Below are 15,291 nucleotides of genomic sequence, written 5' to 3'. Positions count from 1 at the left end.
TGGGCGGCGAACGGGGGAGCACGACGATCATTGCAAAAACATGAGGAAATACTCAAGAAAAACTTGAGAAGAGCCTCATGTTTCTGGTCTCATGGATCTCGTGACCATCGAGACTCCGGCCCGCGCCCCCCACCAGACCCGCACCTCTGCAGCGCCCGCTTCGCCTCGTCGCCTGCTCGACCAGCTGGCTGCCGGCACGCCGTTCGCCCTCGCGTTCGGCGGCCAGGGCGTCGCCTGGCTCGAGCCGCTCGCCGAGCTCGTGCGCGTGCACTCCCTCGAGCTCGGCAGCCTGGTCCGCGAGGCCGACGCCCGGCTCGCGCCCGTCACCGGCGAGCTGCTCGCCGCCGACGCGGAGTTCGCACCGCTGGCGTGGCTCGACGCCGTCGTCACCTCGCACTCGGCGGAGTCCGACGACCTCCCCGAGGTCCCCGACGTCGAGCGACTGCTCGCGCCGAGCCGCTCGCTCCCCGGCATCACCCTCGCCCAGCTCGCAGGCCTCCGGGCGCTCGCCGGACTGGGCCTCGACCCGCGCGGTGCGGTCGCGCGGATCGGTCACTCCCAGGGCTGCCTCCCGATCGAGGTGCTGACCGGCGCCGACGAGGCCGACGTCCTGGCCCTCTCGCGCCTCATCGGCGCCGCCACCGAGGTCGTCGGCACGCGCCGCGGCCTCCTCGGCGACTGCATGGTCTCCCTCTCGCTCCCGCACGCCGCCGTCACCGAGGCGATCGACGCGCTGCCCGCCTCCAGCCGCCTCGCCGCCGGCATCGTCAACGGCGTCTCCGCGACCGTCGTCTCCGGCCCCGTCGTCGGCCTCGAGCGCCTGCGCACCGCGCTCGGCGACGACGTCGAGCCCGACGCGGTGCTGGCCCGCGCGGCTTTCCACCACCCGGAGCTGGCCGAGGCCGTCGAGCTGGCCACTGCCTGGGCCGTGCAGTGCGGCCTCGACGAGGCGTGGGCGCGCGACCTCGCGCACCGCTGCCTCGTCGCCCCGATCGACTGGCCGGCCGCGCTCGCCGAGGTCGCCGAGGCGGACGCCCGCTGGCTCCTCGACCTCGGCCCCGTCAACCTCGCCGCGCAGATCTCCGCCGACGCCCTCCGTGCCCACGGCATCGGCGTCGTCGCGCCGACCACCTCGCGTGGCCTCCGCGAGCTCACCGTCGCCGGCGCCGCGCCCAGGAAGTCGCTGCCGTGGTCGGCCCACGCGCCCGAGGTCGTCGCCCTCCCCGACGGCACCCGCCGCGTCGAGACCCGGTTCACGCGCCTCACGGGCCGCTCGCCCGTCCTCCTCGCCGGCATGACGCCCACCACGGTCGACCCGGCCATCGTCGCCGCCGCCGCGAACGCCGGGTTCTGGGCTGAGCTCGCCGGCGGCGGCCAGGTCTCCGAGGAGATCTTCGCCGCCAACATCGGTCGCCTCGGCGAGCTGCTCGAGCCGGGTCGCACCGCTGCGTTCAACACGCTCCTGCTCGACCCGTACCTCTGGCGCCTCCAGATCGGCGGCAAGCGCCTGGTCCAGCGCGCCCGTGCGGCCGGTGCCGCGATCGACGCGGTCATCGTGACCGCCGGCGTCCCGGAGCTCGACGACGCCGTCGCGCTCGTCGAGGAGCTGCGCGAGGCCGGCATCGCCCACGTCGTCTTCAAGCCCGGCACGGTCAACCAGATCAAGCAGGTGCTGGCGATCGCCGACGCTGTCGCCCCCACCCCGCTGATCGTCCAGGTCGAGGGCGGCAAGGCCGGTGGCCACCACAGCTGGGAGGACCTCGACGACCTCCTCCTCGCGACGTACGCCGACCTGCGCCGCCGGGACAACGTCGTCGTCTGCGTCGGTGGCGGCATCGGCACGCCTGAGGCCGCGGCCGACTACGTCACCGGTGAGTGGGCGACCGTCCACGGCCGCCCGGCGATGCCGCTCGACGGCGTCCTCGTCGGCACCGCCGCGATGGCATGCCTCGAGGCGACCACCTCGCCGGCCGTGAAGCAGCTCCTCGTCGAGACGCCGGGCTCCGACGCCTGGCTCAAGGACGGCGCCGTCGACGGCGGCATGACCTCCGGCAAGAGCCAGCTCGGTGCGGCGCTCTACGAGGTCGAGAACACCTCGGCCCGCCTCGGCCGCCTCCTCGACGAGGTCGCCGGCGACGCCAAGGCCGTCGCCAGGCGGCGCGACGAGATCCTCGCCCTCATTGACCAGACCGCGAAGCCGTACTTCGGCGACCTCGCGCCGATGACCTACGCCGGGTGGCTGCGCCGCTTCGTCGAGCTCGCCGGTGACCCGGCCTGGCTCGACGTGACCCTGCGCGACCGCTTCCAGTCGATGCTGCAGCGTGCCGAGGCCCGCCTGGCGGCCGCCGACCACGGTCCGGTCCCGACCCTCTTCGCCGAGCCGGCCGACGTCGAGGACGGCCTGGCCGCCCTCGAGCGCCTGGTCGCGGCCTACCCCGACGCCGCCACGGTGGTGCTGCACCCCGCCGACCACGCCTTCTTCGTCCAGGTCTGCAAGCGCCCGGGCAAGCCGGTGCCGTTCGTCCCCGTGATCGACGCCGACGTCCGCCGCTGGTGGCGCTCGGACTCGCTGTGGCAGTCGCACGACCCGCGCTTCCCGGCCGACGCCGTCTCGGTGATCCCCGGACCGGTGTCCGTCGCCGGCATCACCCGCGTCGACGAGCCGGTCGCCGAGCTCCTGGCCCGCTTCGAGCGCGGCATCCTGGACGCCATCGAGTGCGCCTCGCCGGCCGTCGTCCCCGGCCTGCGCCGGGCGGCCGACACCACGGGCGCCGTCTCGCTCGTCCTCGGTGCGCCGGACGCCGTCTGGGCAGGGCGCACCGTCGTCAACCCGGTCGTCCGCCTGGTCGGAACGAGCGGCTGGATCGCCGTCGACCCGCACCGTGCCGAGCACAGCGCCACCGGCGCCGTGCTGACCGCGGAGAGCGACGACGTCGCCCTCCTCGTCGTCCCCGTGGGTGCGGCGGAGCTCCGCTTCCGCATCGCCGCCGGCGCCGACGTCGCCAGCGGCGCAGCGCCGACGGTGCTGGAGCCGTCGCAGCAGATGCGGGTCCTCCTCGCCCTCGCCGCCGGCACCGCCGACATCACCCGCTGGGAGCCCGCGCAGGGATCGGCCCACGCGGCCGTCACGGCCGCCGGCGCCCCCGCCGCCGACGGCGTCCCGGACGCGCTCGTCGGCCTGGCCTGGCCGGCCGTCTTCGGCGCCCTCTCCCAGCGCGAGGACGTCGTCGAGGGCATGCTCGACCTGGTCCACCTCGACCACGCGCTGCAGGGCACCGTGCCCGCCGACGCCACGGACCTCACGGTCGACGCGGTCGTCCGCGACGTCGAGGACACCGAGGTGGGCCGGGTCGTCACCGTCGACGTCTCCCTCACCACGGACGCCGGCGCGACCGTCGCGACGCTCGTCGAGCGGTTCGCGATCCGTGGCCGCACCGGCGCCGCGGCGCTGGAGGACCCGCTCCGTGCCGGGGGACTGGATGGAACGGAGCGGGCCACCACCCGGCGTACCCGCGCGGCGCGGAAGGTAACCTCCCCGCTCGACCTTCGCCCGTTCGCCCAGGTCACCGGTGACCACAACCCGATCCACACCAGCGATGCCGCGGCGCAGCTCGCCGGCCTCGGCGGCCCGATCGTCCACGGCATGTGGCTCTCCGCCGTCGCCCAGCGCGTCCTGGTCGAGGACACGCGTCGTCCACTGCTCGGCTGGACCGCCCGCTTCCTCGCCCCGGTGCGCCCGGGCGACGTGGTCGAGGTCGCCGCGCACCGCGTGGGCGTGGTCGACGGCGACGAGGTCATCGACGTCACCGCCCGCGTCGGTGGCACCCCGGTCCTCAGCGCGACGGCCCGCCTGGGTGCCGCCCGCACGGCGTACGTCTTCCCGGGGCAGGGCATCCAGCACGCCGGCATGGGCATGGAGGGCTACCGCCGCAGCAAGGCGGCGAAGGCGATCTGGGACCGCGCCGACGCGCACACCCGCGCCGTCCTCGGCTTCTCCGTCCTCGAGGTGGTCCGGGACAACCCGACCGACCTCGAGGCCAACGGCACCCTGCACCACCACCCCGAGGGCGTCCTCTTCCTGACCCAGTTCACGCAGGTGGCCATGGCCGTCCTCGCGGCCGCCCAGGTCGCCGAGCTCCGTGAGGAGGGCGTGTTCGTCGAGGGCTCCGTCATCGCCGGCCACTCCGTCGGTGAGTACAACGCGCTCGCTGCCTGCTCCGACGTGCTCTCGCTCGAGGCGGTCGTCGAGGTCGTCTTCCAGCGCGGCTCGGTCATGCACACGCTGGTCCCGCGTGACGAGAAGGGCCGCAGCAACTACCGCCTGGCGGCGATCCGTCCCGCGCAGTTCGGCCTCGCCGACGCCGACGTGCGGGGCTTCGTCGAGCAGGTCGCGGCGGAGACCGGTGAGTTCCTCGAGGTCGCCAACTACAACCTCCGCGGCTCGCAGTACGCCATCGCCGGCACCGTCGCCGGGCTCGAGGCCCTCGAGTCCGAGATCGAGCGCCGCCGTGCGGCGTTCGGCGGCAAGGCCTCCTACATCCTCGTCCCCGGCGTCGACGTCCCCTTCCACTCGGGCGTCCTGCGGGGCGGTGTGGACGACTTCCGCGCCAAGCTCAACGACCTGCTCCCCCAGAGGATCGACGCAGCTCCGCTGGTGGGTCGCTACGTCCCCAACCTGGTGGCCCGGCCGTTCTCCCTCGACAAGGAGTTCGTCGCCTCGATCCTCGAGGTCGCGCCGTCGGTCCGCGTCCAGGCGGTCCTCGCGGACTGGACGGCGTGGGAGCAGCAGCCCGAGGCGCTGTGCCGCCTCGTCCTGATCGAGCTGCTGGCCTGGCAGTTCGCCAGCCCGGTCCGCTGGATCGAGACCCAGGACCTGCTCGTCGCCGACCGTGCCGACGGTGGCCTCGGTGTCGAGCGGATCGTCGAGGTCGGCGTCGGCCGTGCCCCGACGGTCGCCAACCTCGCCTCGGCCACGCTGAAGCTGCCCGAGGTGCGACGCACCCTCGGCGGCCCCGTCGAGGTGCAGAACGTGGAACGCGACGCAGCCGTCGTCTTCGGCCGCGACGAGGACCCTGCCCCGGCAGACCCCGATGCCGGCGAGTCCTCGGCCGAGACCGCTGTCGAGGCCGCTGCTCCCTCCCCTCGGGCAGCCGCCTCCGCGCCCTCCACGAACCAGGCAGCAGGCGGGCCGCGTCCGGAGGATCTCCCGTTCTCCGGCGCAGACGCGACCCGCCTGCTGCTGACCTGGTGGACCAAGGTCCGTCCCGACCAGCTCGGCGCGGCCGACTCCATCGAGTCGCTCACCGACGGTGCCTCGTCGCGCCGCAACCAGCTCCTCGTCGACCTCGGTGCCGAGCTCGGCCTGGGTGCCATCGACGGCGCGGCCGAGGCCGACCTCGCCTCGCTGACCGCCCAGGTCAACGGCCTGGCCCGTGGCTACAAGCCGCTCGGTCCGGTCCTCTCCGCCGCGGTCTCCGACCACCTGCGCAAGGTGCTCGGCCCGGTCGGTGCGCGCCCGGCGGCGATCGCGGACCGCGTCACCGGCGTGTGGCAGCTCGGCCCCGGCTGGGCCCACCACGTCACCGCCGAGGTGGCGGCCGGCACCCGTGAGGGCGCCAGCGTCCGCGGCGGCGACCTGGCCACCCTGCCGCTGCCGAAGGCCGCCGCCGACCTCGACGCCCTCATCGACGCCGCGGTCGCCGCGGTCGCGGCGCGGGCCGGCGTCCAGGTCTCCCTTCCGTCCTCCGGTGGTGGTGAGCTCACCGTCGACGCCGCTGCGCTGGCCGGCATCACCGGCGGGATCACGGACGCGCTGGTCTCGACCGCGCGGCACCTGATCGCCCAGCTCGACGACGCCGCCGCGGCGGAGGTCGCCACGGACGACGCAGTGGCGCTGCGGGCGCAGCTCGACCAGGTCGAGGCCGAGCTCGGGTCCGACTGGCTCGGCGCGACCGCCCCCGCCTTCGACGCCCGCCGTGCGGTGCTGCTCGACGACCGCTGGGCCTCGGCCCGCGAGGACCTCGCCCGGATCGCCATCGGCGACGACCTCGACGTGGACCTCACCGGTGCCGGTCCGGTCGTCGCCGCCCAGGCCCGCTGGTACGGCCTCGAGGACGCCGCGGCTGCCGCCGAGTCGGCTCCGGCCGGGGCCTGGGCCGACGAGGTGGCGGTCGTCACCGGCGCGAGCAACGGCTCGATCGCCGCCGCTGTCGTCGGCGACCTGCTGGCCGGTGGCGCCACCGTCATCGCCACGACGTCCAACCTCGACGGCAAGCGCCTGGCCTTCTTCAAGGAGCTCTACCGCAGCCGCGCCACGGTCGGTGCGGCCCTCTGGCTGGTGCCCGCCAACATGGCGTCGTACGCCGACGTCGACGACCTGGTCGCGTGGGTCACCACCGAGCAGGTACGCCGCCTCGGCCCCACCACCGAGGTCGTGAAGCCGGCGCTCCGTCCGACGCTCCTCTTCCCGTTCGCGGCCGGCCCGGCCCGCGGTGGCCTCGAGGACGTCGACGGCGGCACCGAGGTGCAGGCCCGCATCCTGCTCTGGTCCGTCGAGCGCCTGGTCGGTGCCGACTGGGGACCGCAGCGGGTCCACGTCGTCCTGCCCGGCTCGCCCAACCGCGGCCTCTTCGGCGGTGACGGCGCCTACGGCGAGGCCAAGGCCGCGCTCGACGCCCTCGTCACCAAGTGGAAGGCCGAGTCCGGCTGGTCCTCGCGGGTCACGCTGGCCCACGCGATCATCGGCTGGGTGGCCGGTACCGGTCTCATGGGCGGCAACGACGCCATGGTCGAGGCGGTCAAGAAGGCCGGCGTCATGGTCTGGAGCCCCGAGCTCATGGCCCGCGCGCTGCTCGACCTGTGCACTGCCGAGGCACGCGAGCAGGCCCTGGGAGCGCCGCTCCACCTCGACCTCGCCGCCGGCCTCGAGGGCATCGACCTGAAGGCGATCGCCGCCGAGGCGCAACGCAACACGAGCGCTTCCGCCGCGGACGTCACGGAGACGGTCGCCACGATCGAGGCGCTGCCCGCCTCGCCCGCCCAGCTGCCGTCGTACGCCGCCCCGGAGGTGGGCGAGGTCCCGGCCGCGCCCGAGGACCTGGTCGTCATCGTCGGTGCCGGCGAGCTCGGCCCGTGGGGCTCGGCCCGCACCCGTCACGAGGTGGAGGTCGACGGCCTGTCGGCCGCCGGCGTGCTCGAGCTTGCCTGGCTGACCGGCCTGGTCCGCTGGGACGCGGCCGCCGGCGCCTGGGTCGACACGGCCTCGGACGAGTCGGTCGAGGAGCACGAGATCCGGGAGCGCTTCCACGACGCGGTCGTCGAGCGCTGCGGCATCCGTTCCTACGAGGACGACGGCACGATGGTCGACCACACGGCACCGCTGATGGCGCAGGTCTTCCTCGACCAGGACATGACCTTCCGCGTCGACGGCGAGGGCGAGGCGCGTGCCTTCCTCGACGCCGACCCGGCCCACACCCGGATCGCGTCGCTGCCGGACGGCGGCTGGCAGGTCACCCGCACCGCGGGCACCGAGATCCGCGTGCCGCGCCGGGTGCAGATGACCCGCACGGCCGGCGGCCAGGTGCCGACCGGCTTCGACCCGGCGGTCTGGGGCGTCCCGGCCGAGATGATCGAGTCCGTCGACCGCCTGGCGCTGTGGAACCTGGTCTGCACCGTCGACGCCTTCCTCGCCAGCGGCTTCACGCCGGCGGAGCTGATGCGGTGGGTGCACCCGGCGCGCGTCGCCAACACCCAGGGCACCGGCATGGGTGGCATGACCTCCATGCAGTCGCTCTACCTCGACAACTTCCTGGGTGAGCCGGTCGCCAACGACCTGCTCCAGGAGGCGCTGCCGAACGTCGTCGCCGCCCACGTCGTCCAGTCGTACGTCGGCTCGTACGGCGCGATGATCCACCCGGTCGCCGCCTGCGCGACGACCGCGGTGAGCATCGAGGAGGGTGTCGACAAGATCCGCCTCGGCAAGGCCGACTTCGTCGTCGCCGGTGGCTTCGACGACCTCGGCACGGAGGGTGTCCAGGGCTTCGCGGCGATGTCCGCCACCGCGGACACCGCGGCCATGGAGGCGCAGGGCATCGACGTCCGGCACCTCTCGCGGGCCAACGACCGTCGTCGTGGCGGCTTCGTGGAGTCGCAGGGTGGCGGCACGATCCTGCTCGCCCGCGGTGATGTCGCGGCCCGCATGGGCCTGCCGGTGCTCGGTGTCGTCGCGTACGCGGCGAGCTTCGCCGACGGCATCCACACCTCCATCCCGGCGCCCGGCATCGGTGCCCTCGCCGCCGGCCTCGGCCGGGAACAGTCGCCGCTCGCGAAGGCGCTCGGGCAGCTGGGCCTGACCGCCGACGACGTGGCCGTGGTGAGCAAGCACGACACCTCGACCAACGCCAACGACCCCAACGAGTCGGACCTGCACGAGCGGCTCGCCGCAGCGCTGGGTCGCAGCGAGGGCAACCCGCTCTACGTGGTCAGCCAGAAGAGCCTGACCGGTCACGCGAAGGGTGGCGCCGCGGCGTTCCAGGTGATCGGCCTGTGCCAGACGCTGCGGGCCGGCGTCCTCCCGCCCAACCGCAGCCTCGACTGCGTCGACCCCGAGCTGGAGAAGCACCCGCACCTGGTGTGGCTGCGCCAGCCGCTGGCGACCGGTCCCCTCAAGGCGGGGCTGGTCACGAGCCTCGGCTTCGGCCACGTGGCCGGCCTGCTGGCGATCGCCCACCCCGCGGTCTTCGTCCAGGCCCTGCCGGCCGGGGACCGCGAGGAGTACGTCGCCCGGGCGCGGCAGCGCGAGGTCGAGGGGCGGCTCCGGATCACCCGCACGATGCTCGGCGAGCCGGGCTTCGTGAAGACCTCCGACCGCCGCCTCGGTGCCGACACCGACCACGGGGCCGGCCGCAAGGAGCGCGAGGCTGCGCTGCTGCTCGACCAGGATGCGCGGCTCTCCGAGGCGGGAAGGTTCGAGTGCCGATGACCAGCGACGCGGACCTGGCCGTCCTCAAGGAGCTCTTCCGGGACCTCCCGGCCACCGGCCTGCCGGTGCAGGGGGTGGGCGTGGACCTGGTCCACGTCCCCTCCTTCGCCGAGCAGCTGGCCCAGCCCGGCTCGCGCTTCGCGGAGGTCTTCACCCCGGGCGAGCGGCGCGACGTCGCCGCCCGGGGCGGGCACGCCCGCCACTTCGCCGCCCGCTGGGCGGCGAGGGAGGCGCTGGTGAAGGCCTGGTCGCAGCTGGTCTACGGCGAGCCGCCGCTGCTCGGTGACGAGGCGCTGCGCCAGATCGAGGTCGCATGCGATGCGTGGGGCCGGCCGCGGCTGCTGCTCGGTGGCGACGTCGCGGCGTACCTGGGGGAGTGCCGTGCCGACCTCTCCCTCTCGCACGACGGCGACTACGCGGTCGCCTACGTGGTGCTCTCGGCCGCCAGCAGGTAGGCCGACAGCAGGCGCTTGAGCTCGATGACCGCCTCGGCGTGCTCCTGGCCGTCGCGGACGGAGAAGTTGAGCATCGAGTAGACGACGTGGACGACGACCTCGGCCACCACGCGACGGCGTTCGCGCGGGGTGTTGGGGGTCAGCGGCGCGAGCACCCGGGCGACCTCGGCGGCGAACTCGCGCTCGGTCACCGCGGCGGTCGCGCGCGTCGACGGGGTCGACTGCACGGCATGCCACACCGCGCGGCGGGAGGGGTCCTCCCGCCAGAGGGTGGCCATGTGGTCGAGCAGCCGGTTCATCACCGAGAGCCAGTCCAGCGACGGGATCTGCGCGGCGAGCTCGGCCAGCTCCTCGTGCACCGCGACGGCCTGCTGGCGGTCGAGCTCGCACACGATGACGTACTTGTTGGCGAAGAACTGGTAGAGCGTGCCGATGGGCACACCGGCCCGCCGGGCGACCTCCTCGCAGGTGAACGCCTCGAAGCCGACCTCGAGCAGGAGCTCGCGGGAGACCCGGAGCAGCGCGTCGAACTTCAGCCGGGACCGCTCCTGCGTGGGGCGACGGCGGGGCTCGAGGAGGTCGGTCATGGGCGTGAGGATAACTGAACCGATCGGTAAGATGAGGAAAACCTCATATTAGACGCCCATGAGGCCCGTCCGGCAGTGCCGGACGGGCCTCGCCCGCGGGGGAGGGGTTGCGGGTCTCAGACCGGGGTGGGCCTGACCTAGTTGCCGTACAGCGCCGCCACGCCCTGGGCGTCGAGGCTGCTGAACTGCAGGTTCGTGGACCCGCCGTTGCACTGCGGGTAGTGCATGATCGACACCGAGTCGTACGGCGTCAGCGGACGCCAGTTGTTGTCCTCGAAGCAGGTGCCGGCCTCCGGGCGGGTGTGCTCGTGGCGGAAGCCGAGCACGTGGCCCAGCTCGTGGCCCAGGATGTTGGACGGCGTCCAGGAGCCGGAGCTCCAGATCGAGTCGTCGACGAGGACGTTGCGCGAGCGCTTCGGGGTCGAGGGGAAGAACGACCGGGCGATGTACTGCGACGTCTGCACCGGCTCGACCGAGAACAGGACGCTGGTGTTGCGCGTCGTGCAGCTGGCGTCCTGGGAGGGCACGTAGACGAAGTCGATCGCGGAGGAGGCGCTCTCCCACAGTGCGGCGCCGCCGTTCATCGCGGCGACGATGCCGGCCTTGTCGGCTCCGAACTTGTCGCTGACGCAGTAGGTCAGGTTGCCGACCTGGCTCGCCGACCACTTGTCGTCGGCGCCGTTGACGGTGTTGACGATGAGGCCGTCGTCGAGGCCCTTCTTCGGCGTGCTGGTGAGCTCGTCGTAGAACTTGTGCAGGTCTCCGGTGGTCGCCATCGCCTCGTCGCCGTTGACGACACGGACCCCCGTCGGGTCCGTGTAGGTCGCGGCCTCGAACTGCTGCCAGCTCGGCACGTCGGCGGCGTACGCCGTGCCCGCGATCGCGGTGGTGCCGAGGGTGGCGGCGAGGGTCAGCTTCCACTTCCGGGTAAGGCTCATGTGGTCCTCCAGTGTCGGTGCCTGCGGTGGCAGGTGCCGTCACCGTAGGAACGGCCGCTGGCTGCTGGAAGGGAATCCGGCATGCACGTTTCTGCAATGCAGGAACGTGCATGTCACGCGCCGATCACAGCGCGGTCGAGGGTCAGCGACGGCCGGCGATGCCGTCGTACATGACCCGCTGGATGGCTGCGCGGAGCCGCTGGTGGTCCAGCGTCGGGTCGTGCAGGGCGGCGAGGACCGAGGCCAGGATCATGCCGTTGATGGCGCGCGCGGTGTTGTCCACGTCGAGGTCGCCGGGCAGGTACCCCTCGTCCACGCCGTGCTGCACGTAGGCGGCCGTGAGCGTGGTCGCCAGGGCGAAGAAGTCGAGGATCCGCTCGCCCATCTCCTTGTCGATGCCCGGGGCCTCGAGGAGCAGCATGCGGGGCACGCGCGGGTCCTCGCCGAAGACGTCGGCCAGGGCGTCGCCGATCCGGACCGTCTGCGCGCGGTACTCCTCCAGGGAGTGCGGAGCCGTCGGCGCGTTCTCGGCGGTGAGGGCCCCGATGACGCGCTCGGTGAGGTCGGTGATGACGTGCTCGACGATGTCCCGCTTGTTGGCGAAGTAGCGGTAGAAGGTGCCGTGGCCGATGCCCAGTCGCGCGGCGATGTCGGCGATGCCCGTCGCGTGGTAGCCCGCCTCGGCGAAGCAGTCGAACGCCGCGTCGATGATCTCGCGGCGCAGCTCGGCCTTGCGTCGCTCGACGCGGCTCAGCGGGGCGATCTCCTCGGCGGTCATGGCAGGTGAGTCTATTGCCGACGCCCGGAAAATGACATACCGTTCCGGCACTGACGTTTCATTCCGTTCTTGAGGAGACCCCCCATGCGCAGCCATCACGACGCGATCATCGTCGGCGCGGGTTTCGGCGGCATGGGTGCCGCCATCCAGCTCAGGCGCCTGGGCTACGACGACCTGGTCATCCTCGAGCGCGAGTCCGACCTCGGCGGCACGTGGCACGTGAACCGCTACCCGGGCCTTGCGGTCGACATCCCGTCGGCGACGTACTCCTACTCCTTCGAGCCGAACCCGTACTGGTCGCGCCTCTACGCGCCCGGCGCCGAGCTGAAGAAGTACGCCGAGCACGTGGCGGACACCTACGACCTGCGCCGCCACATGCGGTTCGGCACGGTCGTCGAGGGTGCCCGCTGGGACGAGGAAGCCCAGCTCTGGCGGGTCAGCCTCGCCGGTGGGGAGACGGTGTCGGCGGTCTACCTGCTGACCGCGACCGGCTTCCTCTCGCAGCCGAAGATGCCCGACATCCCGGGCATCGAGACGTTCGCCGGCAAGGTCATCCACACCACCGCGTGGGACGACTCCTACGACCTCGCCGGCAAGCGCGCCGCGATCATCGGCACCGGTGCCACCGCGGTCCAGCTGATCCCGGAGCTGGCCAAGGAGGTCGCCGACCTCACCGTCTACCAGCGCACGCCGATCTGGGTCACCGCGAAGCCCGACTTCGACGTGCCGAAGGCCGTGCAGACGCTGTTCGCGCGGCTGCCGCTGACGCAGAAGGTCGCGCGCTTCGGCGGCTCCTCGATCCTCGAGGTGCTGATGGTCGCGGGCGTGCTGAAGTACAAGGAGTTCCGCCCCTTCGGCAAGGTCGCGGAGGCGGTTGCCAAGGCCCACCTGCGCCGCCAGGTGAAGGACCCGGAGACGCGCGCGAAGCTCACGCCGGACTACACCTTCGGCTGCAAGCGCCCCACCTTCTCCAACACCTTCTACCCGACCTTCAACAAGCCGCACGTGCACCTGGAGACGACCTCGATCGCCTCGATCGACGAGACCGGGATCGTGACCTCCGACGGCAACCGCACCGACCTCGACGTGCTGGTGCTGGCGACCGGGTTCAACCTCTGGGACGTCAACTTCCCCGCCATCGAGATCATCGGCCGCGACGGCAAGAACCTGGGCAAGTGGTGGCGTGACACCCGCTTCCAGGCCTACGAGGGCATCACCATGCCGGGCTTCCCGAACCTCTTCTCCCTCAACAGCCCGTACTCGTACAGCGGCCTGTCCTACTTCACGACGATCGAGTCGCAGATGAAGCACATGGACCGGCTCGTCACCGAGATGCAGAAGAAGGGCGCGACGGTCTTCGAGGTCACGCAGGAGGCCAACGACCGCTTCCTCGACCGGATGACGCGCAACCTCGAGGACTCGGTCTTCCGGCTGGGCTCGTGCGCCTCGGCCAACAGCTACTACTTCAACCAGCACGGCGAGGCGACGCTGCTGCGTCCCACGTCGACGCTCGGCGCCTTCCGCGAGGCCGGGCGCTTCCCCCTGACCGACTACACCTATGCCTGAGCCGGGTACGCCGCGGCGTGGCGTCGTCCTCGGCTGCGGCGGCACGCTCGGCTTCGCGTGGAGCGCCGTCGCCCTCGCCGGGCTCGAGCAGACCCTGGACTGGGACGTCCGTACCGCCGAGGTCCTGGTCGGCACGTCCGCCGGCGCCGAGATGGCGGCCGCCCTCGGCTCGGGGAGGAGCACCGCGCAGGTGCTGGCCGCCCTCGACGGCGAGCCGGGGGCCGAACCGGTGCTCGCCGCCCACCTGGCGATCCACCCGGGCATGGTCCCGCCGGTCCCGGCGCCGGCACTGCCCCGCCCGCGCGCGGTCGCGGCAGGTGTGCGGCGCGGTGACCCTCTCGCGGCGCTGGCCGGACTGGCTCCCCGCGGGCGGGGTGACGCGACCTGGCTGCGCGACTTCGGTGACGCGCTCGCCGGTCCGGACGGCTGGGTCGCGCACCCGGCCACCTGGCTGGTCGCGGCCGACGCCGGCACGGGGGAGCGGGTCGCCTTCGGGTCGCCCGGTGCTCCGACGGCGACGCTCGGCGAGGCGATCGCGGCCAGCTGGGGCATCCCCGGCTGGTTCCCGCCGGTCCCGATCGCGGGACGGCGCTACCTCGACGGCGGTGCGGTCTCGACCGGGTCCGCCGACCTCCTCGCCCGGCTCGGTCTCGACGAGGTCGTCGTCATCGCCCCGATGACGACCGCCGGCGGGCTGCCGGCCCGTGGCCTGGCCCGCGCCGAACGGCTGCTCCGCTCGCCCATGACGAAGGTGCTCGACCGCGAGGTCGCGCTGCTCGAGCAGCAGGGCACGCGGGTCATCCGGATCGAGCCCGGCGCGACCGAGCTGGCTGCCATGGGCCCGAACTTCATGGACCTGCGCCGGGTCCCGGCCACCCTGGCGGCCGCGCGCGCCGCCGTACCCGTCACCATCGAGAGGGCCCTCGCATGAGCCGCTACCCCCGCATCGATCTCTCCGGTGCGCTCGTCCTGATCACCGGAGGCGCCCGGGGCATCGGTCTCGCCACCGCGAAGGCGTTCGTCGCGAAGGGCGCCCGGGTCGCCATCGGCGACCTCGACGCCGCGCTGGCCGCCGAGGCGGCGCGCGAGCTGGGGGCGGGCGTCACCGCGCATGCGCTCGACGTGGCCGACAAGGAGTCGTTCCGGGCGTTCGTCGTCGCAGCCGAGGAGGCCCACGGTCGCCCGGTCGACATCCTGGTCAACAACGCGGGCATCATGCCCAACGGGGCGTTCCTCGAGGGCAGCGAGCGCATCGACCGCCTGCAGTTCGACGTCAACGTCCACGGTCCGATCCACGGCATGCGCATCGTCCTGCCCGCCATGATCGAACGGGGCCACGGCCACGTCGTCAACGTCGCCTCGCTCGCCGGCAAGTTCCCCCTCCAGGGCCTCGCGGTCTACAACGCCACGAAGTTCGCCGCCGTCGGCCTCACTGCCGCCGTGCGCCTGGAGACCGCCGACACGGGTGTCAGCGTCACCTGCGTGCTGCCGAGCGCGGTGCGGACCGAGCTCAGCTCCGGCATCGACCTCGGCCTGCTGCCGACAGTGGACCCCGAGGACATCGCCGATGCCATCGTCGGCTCGGTCCGCTCGCGGGCGCCCGAGATCGCGGTGCCGTCGTACGTCGGGCTCGCGACGAAGACCGTGCCCTTCGTGCCCGAAGGAGTCTTCCGGGCGTTCCGCAAGCTGGTGCACGACGACGCGGCGATCAACCGCGTCGACGACGCCGTACGCCGTCGCTACCTCGACCGGGTCGAGAACCAGTGACGCCGGTCAGGGAGCGGTGACGAGATCGGTCTGCTGGACCTCGACCACCTGCGTCGGTGGCGCCGGCGTCGGGGCGGCGAAGCCGTACAGGTCGGTCGCGACCGAGAGCGTGACGTGGCCGGCCAGGAAGGCGAAGGTCACGACGACGGCCTTCGCCACGGCGAAGGTCATCGACTGCGCGAGGGAGCGCTGGCCACGGAGGATCACGCTGGGTCAACGC

The 15,291-nt window shown here is 73.0% G+C and carries 9 protein-coding genes; 5 read left to right on the top strand and 4 right to left on the bottom strand.

The annotated features are described in order from the left end of the window. The first annotated feature begins 91 nt into the window (after positions 1–91). Positions 92–8,980, top strand: a complete 8,889-nt coding sequence (locus Q5722_RS06550; protein WP_305027404.1) for a type I polyketide synthase — start codon at positions 92–94, stop codon at positions 8,978–8,980. Next, positions 8,977–9,435 (top strand): holo-ACP synthase AcpS, encoded by a 459-nt coding sequence (gene acpS / locus Q5722_RS06545; protein ID WP_305027403.1) that lies wholly within the window; start codon positions 8,977–8,979, stop codon positions 9,433–9,435. Before Q5722_RS06550 ends, acpS begins: the two co-directional genes overlap by 4 nt. Here the strand turns inward: acpS and Q5722_RS06540 are convergent. From Q5722_RS06540 to Q5722_RS06530, 3 genes are all read right to left on the bottom strand, one after another. Further along, entirely contained in the window at positions 9,405–10,022 is a 618-nt protein-coding gene (locus Q5722_RS06540) for a TetR/AcrR family transcriptional regulator (RefSeq protein WP_305027402.1), read from the bottom strand. The genes acpS and Q5722_RS06540 overlap by 31 nt on opposite strands. 137 nt (positions 10,023–10,159) lie before the next feature. Further along, complete coding sequence (locus Q5722_RS06535; RefSeq protein WP_305027401.1) at positions 10,160–10,960, bottom strand: zinc metalloprotease; 801 nt, start codon at positions 10,958–10,960, stop codon at positions 10,160–10,162. A 142-nt stretch (positions 10,961–11,102) separates the two neighbouring features. Next, complete coding sequence (locus Q5722_RS06530; RefSeq protein ID WP_305027400.1) at positions 11,103–11,738, bottom strand: TetR/AcrR family transcriptional regulator; 636 nt, start codon at positions 11,736–11,738, stop codon at positions 11,103–11,105. An 84-nt stretch (positions 11,739–11,822) separates the two neighbouring features. On the opposite strand from Q5722_RS06530, the gene Q5722_RS06525 reads away from it, so the two are divergent. From Q5722_RS06525 to Q5722_RS06515, 3 genes are read left to right on the top strand one after another with little or no spacing between them, the layout of a single operon-like run. Then, positions 11,823–13,304 carry a flavin-containing monooxygenase gene (locus Q5722_RS06525; protein ID WP_305027399.1) on the top strand — a complete coding sequence of 494 codons (1,482 nt, stop codon included), beginning with the start codon at positions 11,823–11,825 and terminating at the stop codon, positions 13,302–13,304. Next, the gene (locus Q5722_RS06520; protein ID WP_305027398.1) at positions 13,297–14,235 is read left to right on the top strand and encodes a patatin-like phospholipase family protein; all 939 of its coding nucleotides are present in this window, start codon (positions 13,297–13,299) and stop codon (positions 14,233–14,235) included. The genes Q5722_RS06525 and Q5722_RS06520 overlap by 8 nt, the downstream gene beginning before the upstream one ends. Further along, complete coding sequence (locus tag Q5722_RS06515; protein ID WP_305027397.1) at positions 14,232–15,071, top strand: SDR family oxidoreductase; 840 nt, start codon at positions 14,232–14,234, stop codon at positions 15,069–15,071. Before Q5722_RS06520 ends, Q5722_RS06515 begins: the two co-directional genes overlap by 4 nt. A 6-nt stretch (positions 15,072–15,077) precedes the next feature. Here Q5722_RS06515 and Q5722_RS06510 read toward each other — a convergent pair whose 3' ends face one another. Next, positions 15,078–15,278, bottom strand: a complete 201-nt coding sequence (locus Q5722_RS06510; protein ID WP_305027396.1) for a hypothetical protein — start codon at positions 15,276–15,278, stop codon at positions 15,078–15,080. Between the last annotated feature and the right edge of the window lie 13 nt (positions 15,279–15,291).

Source organism: Nocardioides jiangxiensis (genome assembly GCF_030580915.1).
Taxonomy (GTDB): Bacteria; Actinomycetota; Actinomycetes; order Propionibacteriales; family Nocardioidaceae; genus Nocardioides; species Nocardioides jiangxiensis.
The sequence above is the reverse complement of the archived record's forward strand: the minus strand, read 5'-3'. Positions and strand labels throughout refer to the sequence as shown.

Bases quoted from the DNA above. Each gene is read 5' to 3' on its own strand.
- Q5722_RS06515 (WP_305027397.1), top strand. From the start codon at position 14,232: ATGAGCCGCTACCCCCGCATCGATCTCTCCGGTGCGCTCGTCCTGATC.
- acpS (WP_305027403.1), top strand. From the start codon at position 8,977: ATGACCAGCGACGCGGACCTGGCCGTCCTCAAGGAGCTCTTCCGGGAC.
- Q5722_RS06520 (WP_305027398.1), top strand. From the start codon at position 13,297: ATGCCTGAGCCGGGTACGCCGCGGCGTGGCGTCGTCCTCGGCTGCGGC.
- Q5722_RS06540 (WP_305027402.1), bottom strand. From the start codon at position 10,022: ATGACCGACCTCCTCGAGCCCCGCCGTCGCCCCACGCAGGAGCGGTCC.
- Q5722_RS06535 (WP_305027401.1), bottom strand. From the start codon at position 10,960: ATGAGCCTTACCCGGAAGTGGAAGCTGACCCTCGCCGCCACCCTCGGC.
- Q5722_RS06530 (WP_305027400.1), bottom strand. From the start codon at position 11,738: ATGACCGCCGAGGAGATCGCCCCGCTGAGCCGCGTCGAGCGACGCAAG.
- Q5722_RS06550 (WP_305027404.1), top strand. From the start codon at position 92: ATGGATCTCGTGACCATCGAGACTCCGGCCCGCGCCCCCCACCAGACC.
- Q5722_RS06525 (WP_305027399.1), top strand. From the start codon at position 11,823: ATGCGCAGCCATCACGACGCGATCATCGTCGGCGCGGGTTTCGGCGGC.